Source organism: Desulfovibrio sp. TomC (assembly GCF_000801335.2).
In the GTDB taxonomy this organism is placed as follows: domain Bacteria; phylum Desulfobacterota; class Desulfovibrionia; order Desulfovibrionales; family Desulfovibrionaceae; genus Solidesulfovibrio.
Genome location: NZ_JSEH01000031.1, coordinates 33,296 through 41,198, shown reverse-complemented (window position 1 = coordinate 41,198; position 7,903 = coordinate 33,296). Strand labels below are relative to the sequence as shown.

General features: G+C 62.3%; 8 protein-coding genes. 3 read left to right on the top strand and 5 right to left on the bottom strand.

The genetic code is table 11. The features are described from left to right. Nucleotides 1-172: 172 nt before the first annotated feature. The 5 genes from NY78_RS20120 to NY78_RS20100 form a co-directional block, all read right to left on the bottom strand. Nucleotides 173-868, bottom strand: coding sequence for an amino acid ABC transporter permease (locus NY78_RS20120; RefSeq protein ID WP_043640200.1), 696 nt, complete (start codon nucleotides 866-868; stop codon nucleotides 173-175). A gap of 10 nt (nucleotides 869-878) precedes the next feature. Next, complete coding sequence (locus NY78_RS20115) at nucleotides 879-1,580, bottom strand: amino acid ABC transporter permease (protein WP_043640213.1); 702 nt, start codon at nucleotides 1,578-1,580, stop codon at nucleotides 879-881. A 95-nt stretch (nucleotides 1,581-1,675) separates the two neighbouring features. Then, a complete protein-coding gene (locus NY78_RS20110) occupies nucleotides 1,676-2,494 on the bottom strand; it encodes an ABC transporter substrate-binding protein (protein WP_043640197.1) in 819 nt (272 codons plus the stop codon). A gap of 54 nt (nucleotides 2,495-2,548) precedes the next feature. Continuing rightward, nucleotides 2,549-3,277 carry an amino acid ABC transporter ATP-binding protein gene (locus tag NY78_RS20105; RefSeq protein WP_043640194.1) on the bottom strand — a complete coding sequence of 243 codons (729 nt, stop codon included), beginning with the start codon at nucleotides 3,275-3,277 and terminating at the stop codon, nucleotides 2,549-2,551. A gap of 235 nt (nucleotides 3,278-3,512) precedes the next feature. After that, nucleotides 3,513-3,692: a hypothetical protein gene (locus NY78_RS20100; RefSeq protein ID WP_043640191.1), complete on the bottom strand. Its 180-nt coding sequence runs from the start codon at nucleotides 3,690-3,692 to the stop codon at nucleotides 3,513-3,515. Between the two features lie 379 nt (nucleotides 3,693-4,071). On the opposite strand from NY78_RS20100, the gene NY78_RS20095 reads away from it, so the two are divergent. From NY78_RS20095 to NY78_RS20085, 3 genes are all read left to right on the top strand, one after another. Beyond that, nucleotides 4,072-4,743 (top strand): response regulator, encoded by a 672-nt coding sequence (locus NY78_RS20095; RefSeq protein WP_043640189.1) that lies wholly within the window; start codon nucleotides 4,072-4,074, stop codon nucleotides 4,741-4,743. Further along, nucleotides 4,727-6,157, top strand: a complete 1,431-nt coding sequence (locus NY78_RS20090) for a sensor histidine kinase (RefSeq protein WP_043640185.1) — start codon at nucleotides 4,727-4,729, stop codon at nucleotides 6,155-6,157. Before NY78_RS20095 ends, NY78_RS20090 begins: the two co-directional genes overlap by 17 nt. A 121-nt stretch (nucleotides 6,158-6,278) precedes the next feature. Next, nucleotides 6,279-7,568, top strand: coding sequence for an EAL and HDOD domain-containing protein (locus NY78_RS20085; protein WP_043640184.1), 1,290 nt, complete (start codon nucleotides 6,279-6,281; stop codon nucleotides 7,566-7,568). Nucleotides 7,569-7,903: the final 335 nt, after the last annotated feature.

Sequence of the window (7,903 nt, the reverse complement as noted above, 5' to 3'; positions counted from 1 at the left end):
AATCCTTCCTGGAAGGCAAGGGTTTACGGGGCAGGGTGCGACGTCTGCCATACCCCCTTAAAAACTTCTCCCGGCGAGGGGTCCGGGGGGATCATCCCCCCGGTGGGGTCCGGGGCAAAGCCCCGGCCGCCGGAGGCATCTTCGCCTTCGCCTCCGCCCTCGCCCTCGCCCTCTACCGGCCCCGGGCCTGGTAGCGGTTGATGCGGCGTTCGAGATAGCGGGAAAATTCCGTCAGGCAGTAGCAGATGACGAAATAGAGCAGGGCGATGGTGATGAAAATTTCCGTGGGAGCGGTCAGCGTGCGGTTGTTGACCTGGGTTGCGGCCTTGGTCAGCTCGTTGACCCCGATGATAAAGGCCAGCGAGGTGTCTTTGGTCAAGGAAACGAACTGGTTGACGAAGGACGGAATCATGTTGAAGAGCGCCTGGGGCAAAATAATGAAGACCATGGCCTGGACATGGGACAGGCCCGAGCCGCGCGCCGCCTCCATCTGGCCCTTGGGCAGGGCCTCGACCCCGGCCCGCACGATCTCGGCGATATAGGCGCTGGTAAAGACGATCAGGGCAATGAGTGCGCTTTGGGCTTCGGGCAGGCTGTGGCCAAAGAGCACCGGAGCCAGGAAATAAAACCAGAAGACGACCATCAGAAGCGGCGTGCCCCGGATGATCTCAATAAAGAACATGGCCGGCCAGCGCAGGCGGCGTTTGCCGGAGATGCGCATGAGACCGCAGCCAAGGCCCAGCCAGAAGGCCCCGAAGATGCCGCCGATGGCCAGCATGACGGTCATGGCCAACCCGCCAAGCGGTCCTTGCGGATAGGCCCCGACCAGCAGGTAGTCGAAATTTTTGTAAACGGTGTCCCAATGCATCGTCAGCCTCCTACCGTGAACGGACGTGCAGCACGTACCGATTGTAGAGGTTGACGCCGAGGGAAACGATCAGGGAGATCGTGAGATACATCATTGTGGACACGGTAAAGGCTTCAAAGCCGTGAAAGGTATGGGCCTCGATCTGCCGGGCCATGTAGGTGAGATCCATGACGCCGATGGTCATGACCAGGGACGAATTTTTGATCAGGTTCAAAAACTGGGAAATAAGGGGTGGAATAATCACCCGGAAGGCTTGGGGCAAAATCACGTAGGCCATGGCCTGGATAAAGGACAGGCCGCAGGCCCGGGAGGCTTCGAGCTGGTTTTTGGGAATGGAAAAAATACCGGAACGGATTTCCTCGGCAATAAAGGCGGCGGTGTAGACGGTCAGGGCAATAACGCCACAGGCGAACTCGAAATCCCGGGCGTAGAGCCACTGGTTGACCGCCTCGGGAAGGACACTGTACGAGCCGAAATACCAGAAGAAAATCTGTACCAGAAGCGGCGTGTTGCGGAAAAATTCCGTAAAGATGGCCGCAGCCCAGACCAGCGGGCGCACCTTGGACAGCCGCATAACGGCCACCATCGTGCCAAGCCCAAGCGACAGCACAATGGCTATGCCGGAGATGTGCAGCGTGGTGGAAAGGCCCGAAAGCAGCCACTGGCCGTATTCCCCGCTGACCACCTGTCCAAAATCAAATTGATACGCCAAGAGTCTTCCCCAAAAGCCGGCCGGGATGCGCCCGGCGCAAGGGCGGCCGGAGGAATGTCCCCCGGCCGCGTGCAAACGTCGTTACCCGGCAGCGGCTACGGCCAGTACTCCATCTTCCAGGTCAGTGGGATGTAGTCCTTGGTGTCCTTGCCGAACCACTTTTCATAAATTTTCTGGTATTCGCCCTTGGCCCACATATCCATAAGAGCCAGGTTGACGTAATCGCGGAACTTGGAATCATTTTCCGGAACGCCCAGGCCGTAGGGTTCGGGGGAGATGTAGTCGCCGACGATGTCCCAGGCTTCAGGCTTGTCGTCGCTGTTCTTGATGCCGACCAGGATCGACTCATCAGTGGTCATGGCCTGGACCTTGCCCTGCTTGAGGGCCAGGAAGGCCTCGGGGTAGGTCTCAAAGGAGATGACGGTGCAGCCGGGCTGGGCCTTTTTCACATTCTGTTCAGAGGTGGAACCTTTGACGGAACCGACCTTCTTGCCGTCCAGGTCGGCCACGGACTTGATGCCGCCGTCTTTTTTGACGAGCAGCTTCTGGCCGGTCATGAAATAGGTGATGGAGAAATCGACCTGGTCTTCGCGCTCTTTTTTATGCGTCATGGTGGCGGCCAGGATGTCCACGGCCCCCTGGGTGAGCATGGGGATGCGGGTGGAGGAGGTCACGGGCTTGGTATCGAGCTTGACGCCCAGGCGCTGGGCCAGGGCCGCCATGAGATCGATCTCAAAGCCCACGATCTGGTTCGTCTTCTCATCCACGAAACCGAAGGGACGCTGGGAGTCCTTGACGCCGGCGACAAGGGTGCCGCGCGACTTGATGTCGTCGAGCTTGCCGGCCAGGGCAGGCATGGCCGCAACAAGGGTGAGCAGGCAGGCGAGGACGATGATCCGGGCTGCAATGCGCATGGAAGCCTCCTTTCAGACATTTTGAGGGTTCGCGGGCTGCTGCCCGCTTTGGCGCTAGAGAATTTCCTTGAGGAAAAGCCGGGTGCGATCATGCCGGGGGTTCTGGAAGAATTCCACCGGCGGGGCGCTTTCCAGTATCTCGCCAAAGTCCATGAAAATCACCCGGTCGGCCACTTCCCGGGCAAAGCCCATTTCATGGGTGACGCACAGCATGGTCATGCCGTCGCGGGCCAGATCCTTCATGACATTCAGGACTTCGTTGATCATTTCCGGGTCCAGCGCCGAGGTCGGCTCGTCAAAGAGCATGACCTTGGGCTGCATGGCCAGGGCCCGGGCAATGGCCACGCGCTGCTGCTGGCCGCCGGAGAGTTCGGCCGGAAATTTTTTGGCCTGTTCGTGGATGCCGACGCGCTCCAGGAGGGCCAGCCCCAGCTCCTCGGCTTCCTTGCGCCCCATCTTTTTGACCTTGATCGGAGCCAGGGTGATGTTTTTGAGCACGGACAGATGGGGATAGAGATTGAACTGCTGGAACACGATGCCGATGTCGCAGCGAAGGCGGTTGACGTCCACGTCGTCGCCGTGGATGTCATGGCCGTCAAACAGGATATGGCCTTTTTGGTATTCTTCCAGGCGGTTGACGCAGCGGATCAGGGTGGATTTCCCCGACCCGGACGGGCCGCAGATGACAAGCACTTCGCCCTGGTCCACGGAATCCGTGATGCCCTTGAGCACATGGAAATCGCCGTACCATTTCTGGACGTTATGAAATTCGATCATGGCCATGGACGCACCGATTCCTTTGGGCAAAAGCAAATGCACTCGCCTTGCGACGGCCGCAGGCGGCTTTTCGGCAAGGCGCTCGTGAATGCCCAAAAGTGCGCGAATCCACCCGTTTTGTCAATCCAGGGCCAAGGATTGCGATCCCGCGCCGCAGGCCACAAAAAAGGCCGGGGGAAGCCCCGGCCTTACGGCACAGCGATATATGGCGGGCCACTCCCGCTTGGGCCACGAAAAAGGTCTAGTTGGCGGGAGTCGTGGTGGTGGTGGACTTTTTGGTCTTTTTCTTGGCCTTGAGCACTTCGGAGTAGCTGCTGGTGTCGCCCTTGGTGGTCTTTTTGGTCTTTTTCTTGGTGCCGGCGAAAGCCATGGAGGTGGCGAGCAGGCAGGACACGACGGTGAAGATGACGACCTTTTTCATGCTATAATCTCCCATTGGACGATAAACGTTTTAACTGAAAACTCCCCCCTACCGACCAGAAAGGCTTCCCCCAGCGGGGCCTGCCCTCCTGCGTCGACCGGGGCAACAACGCCGACGTGTCGACAGGCTCCTGTCTAGGGTCCGCTCCCTTGCCGGCCGCTTACGCTCCCATTACAACCCTGAAAGCTATTTTCAGGAACATTTCAGCATGTTACTTCCTTCTTACCCAGCAATTACAGAAATGAAAAAAGGCTGAAAGTCATGGCCGAACCGGCCCCTGGTCATTATGTGCCCAGGTATGTATAAAGAGACTCAACCCGTACGGCCGCCGGCGCCCGCCAGCCCGAACGCCGATATCAGCCCAAAGGACGACCGCCCCATGCGCATCCTCCTCGTCGAGGACGATGAGAAAATCGCCTCATTCATCCTGGGAGGCCTGCGGCAGAGCGGCTTTGCCGTGGACCATGCCGCCAATGGTCCGGACGGCCTGCATCTGGCCGCCACGGAACCCTATTCCGTGGCCATCATCGACGTGATGCTGCCGGGCATGGACGGGCTCAAGGTGATCGAGGAACTGCGTCGGCGCAAGATCATGACCCCGATCATCATCCTGTCGGCCAAGCGGTCGGTGGAAGACCGGGTGCGGGGCCTGGAGACCGGCGGCGACGACTACCTGTCCAAGCCCTTCTCCTTTGCCGAACTGCTGGCCCGGGTCCAGGCCCTGATCCGCCGGGCCACCAGCACCGCCGAACCGACCCGGCTGACGGTTGGCGAACTGTCCATGAACCTGCTCACCCGGGACGTGACCCGGGGCGAGACGGCCGTGCAGCTCCAGCCCCGGGAGTTCGCCCTGCTCGAATACTTCATGCGCAATCCCGGCAAGGTGCTCTCCAAGACCATGATCATGGAGCATGTCTGGGATTACCATTTCGATCCCCAGACCAATCTCGTGGACGTGCTCGTGTGCCGGCTGCGCAACAAGATCGACCGGGACTACGACAAAAAGATGCTCCATACCCTGCGCGGGGTCGGGTATGTTCTCAAGGAATAGGCAGCCGCTGTTCCGATCCACCACCCTTCGCCTGACCGGCCTGTATTCCCTCATTTTCATCGCCAGTTCCGTCACGCTTTTCCTGCTGGCCTATTCCCTGCTCTCCCAGGCCGTGCGCGAGGGCGACCGGGCGGCCATGACCCAGAAGCTTCGGGAATACGCCTCGGTCAGCCAGAAAAAGGGTCTGACCGGTCTGGTCGATTTTCTGCGCCTGGAACGGGAGAACATCGACATCGAGCAGTATCTGCTGCGCGTGGACAGTCCGGACGGCGCCCCTCTTATCAACTTCGGCCCGGACGAGACCCCGCCGCTGCCCCAAATCCTGCCCATCGTCCCGGACCAATCGGTCCAGTGGTTTTTCCTGCCCGATCCGACCCAAGCCGGCAGCCTCACCGAAGTGGCCTGCCGCACCCTGCCCGGCGGCGGGGCCGTCTATCTCGGCAAGGACGCCAGCGAACGCGAGGAACTCCTTGCCCGCTTCCGGGTCATTTTCGCCGGCATCATGGTCCCGGTGGCCCTGATCGGTCTGGCCGCCGGCTTTATCCTGGCCCGGCGGGTGCTCACCCCGATCAAAGACCTGATCGACACCGTCCGGGCCATCGACACCGGCCGCATGGACGCCCGGGTGCCGGAAGTGGGGGTGGACGACGAATTGAGCGAACTGGCCCGGCTCTTTAACGCCATGCTGGACAAGATCCGCACGCTCATCACCGGAATGCGCGAGGCGCTCGACAACGTGGCCCACGACCTGCGCACGCCGGCCACCCGCACCCTGGCGGCCGTGGAAGTGGCGGCGGCCACCAAAAACGATCCCGAAGAGTTGCGCGAGGCCCTGCTCGACTGCGCCGAGGAAACCCGGCGCATCGTGTCCATGCTCGGCATCCTGATGGACATCTCCGAAGCCGAGACCGGGGCCATGCGCCTGCGCCTGGGGCCGGTGGACATGGCCGTCCTGGTGGCCGACGCCCTGGACCTCTACGAGTACGCCGCCGAGGCCAAACAGGTGTCCCTGCTTGGCCAGGTCAAAGGTCCCCTGCCGGTGGTGGCCGACGCCGACCGGATGCGGCAAGTGCTGGCCAACCTGCTCGACAACGCCGTCAAGTACACGCCCCCGGGCGGACAGGTGACCATCGCCGCCACCCAGGTGGGCAACGGGGTGGCGGTCCGGGTGGCCGACACCGGCGAAGGGATGCTCGCCGACGAGATTCCCCGCATTTTCGACCGCCTCTACCGGGCGGATAAAAGCCGGTCCAACCGCGGCCTGGGCCTGGGCCTGTCCCTGGTGCGGGCCGTGCTTTTCGCCCACGGCGTGTGCATTGAGGTGCAAAGCACCCTGGGCCGGGGCAGCGCCTTCACCTTCACCCTGCCCACGCCGCAAGCCGCCGGCCAGCCGGTCCCGGACGGTCGGACCTGATCCGGCGACGCCGGCAACTGAATCAGGAAAACCATTGTCAACGCCGCGCGCCTGGGGCATGTTTGGGACAAACCAGCCTGGTTTAGCCGCACCCAAACGTCAACCAAGACCGGGGTCGATCATGAGCGAGAGCGGCCAGCAGAGCGCCAGTCCGTTTTTTTTCACCAAACAAGCCCTCTTTGACGTCAAGCGCAAGCTGTGGGGCTACGAAATCCAGGGCGGGGCCGAAGCCTGCACGGCCCCCGTCTGTTTTGCCGACCAGGAACAACTGGCCGGCTCCCTGGCCTCCACCTCCTACATGGGGGTGCAACACGCGGTGGAACGCGGCAAGAAGGTGGTGGCCCCGTTTGACGAGGCCGGCTTCCTGGCCCAGGCTCCCTATGCCCTGCCCCCGGCCCACGGCGTGGTCAAATTCACCGGCCGGATCACCCAGGCCAAGGCCGTCCTCGACGCCGCCAGCCGGCTTCGCAGCGACGGCTATTCCCTGGCCGTGGACGTCGGGCCGGCCCACCCAAACCTGCCGGAGCTGGCCGAACTGGCCGACCTGTGGTGCTTCGACGCCGGCCAGGAAGGCGATCCGGCCGCCATCGCCGCCCGCGCCCGCAAGGGGGGCGGCAAAGCCACCTTATGGGCCTCGCGGGTGGCCAACCTGGACCATTTCGAAAGCCTCAAGGCCGCCGGCTTCACCCTCTTCCAGGGCCGCTTCTTCAAGGAACCCGAGATTATCGCCGAACGAAAGCTCACCTCCCACCAGATGAGCCGGTTCCAGCTGCTCACCCTGATCGAGTCCGAGGACCCGGACGTGGACGCCCTGGCCGAGGCCATTTCCGCCGACGTGTCCGTGAGCTTTCGGCTCTTGTCCTACCTAAACAGCGCCGCCTTCGGGTTTCCGCAAAAAATCCAGTCCATCCGCCAGGCCATCATGGTCCTTGGCAGCATCAAAATCCGCAACTGGCTGCGGGCGGTCCTTCTGGCCGACATGTCCCAGGGCGGCGACATGCCCCGGGAGCTGGCCGAACTGTCCTTGCAGCGCGCCCGGCTCATGGAACTGGTGACCATGCGCTACGACTTCTGGGACTTCAATCCCAGCACGCTCTTTTTGCTCGGACTTTTTTCCCTGCTCGACGCCATCCTGGGCCTGCCCATGGCCAAGGTGGCCGAACATCTGCCCCTGGATGAAAAGCTCAAGTCCGCCCTGCGCCGGGACTCGCAAAACGAATACCAGCCCCTGCTCGATCTGGCCGAGTGCATCGAGGACTCGGACTGGGGCAGGCTCTCGGAGCTGACCCGCCGGCTGGGCCTGGAACTCGACGCCGTCAAGGTCTGCGCCAGCGAGGCCATGGCCTACAGCAGCGGCTTTTTCGTCAGCCAGGCCGATGCCCCGCCGCCCCCGGGCAAGCGCGTCCACTAACGCCCCGGCGGCGCGCTGGCCGCTCCCTGGCCGGTTGGCAGACACGCCCCGACGCCACCCAAAAAGCCGGCCCGTCCTCCCCACCAGGGAAGACGGGCCGGCTTTGCGTTTTATCCCATCCGTTGAGCCGGATGTTCGGTTGCGCCGGCGGCGCAACCAGTGGAAAGCGGCCAGGAGCCCAAAGCAACCGCGGTTCTCGTCAAGGCCAAACGCCGCAGGGTACGGCCCCGCCTCTTTTCCCATCTTCTCTTGCCGAACTTCCGCCCGCCGATTTGACGGCGTACTCGGTCAAATCAAACTCCCCCCAGGAGGGGATTCCAAAGGGACTCAGTCCC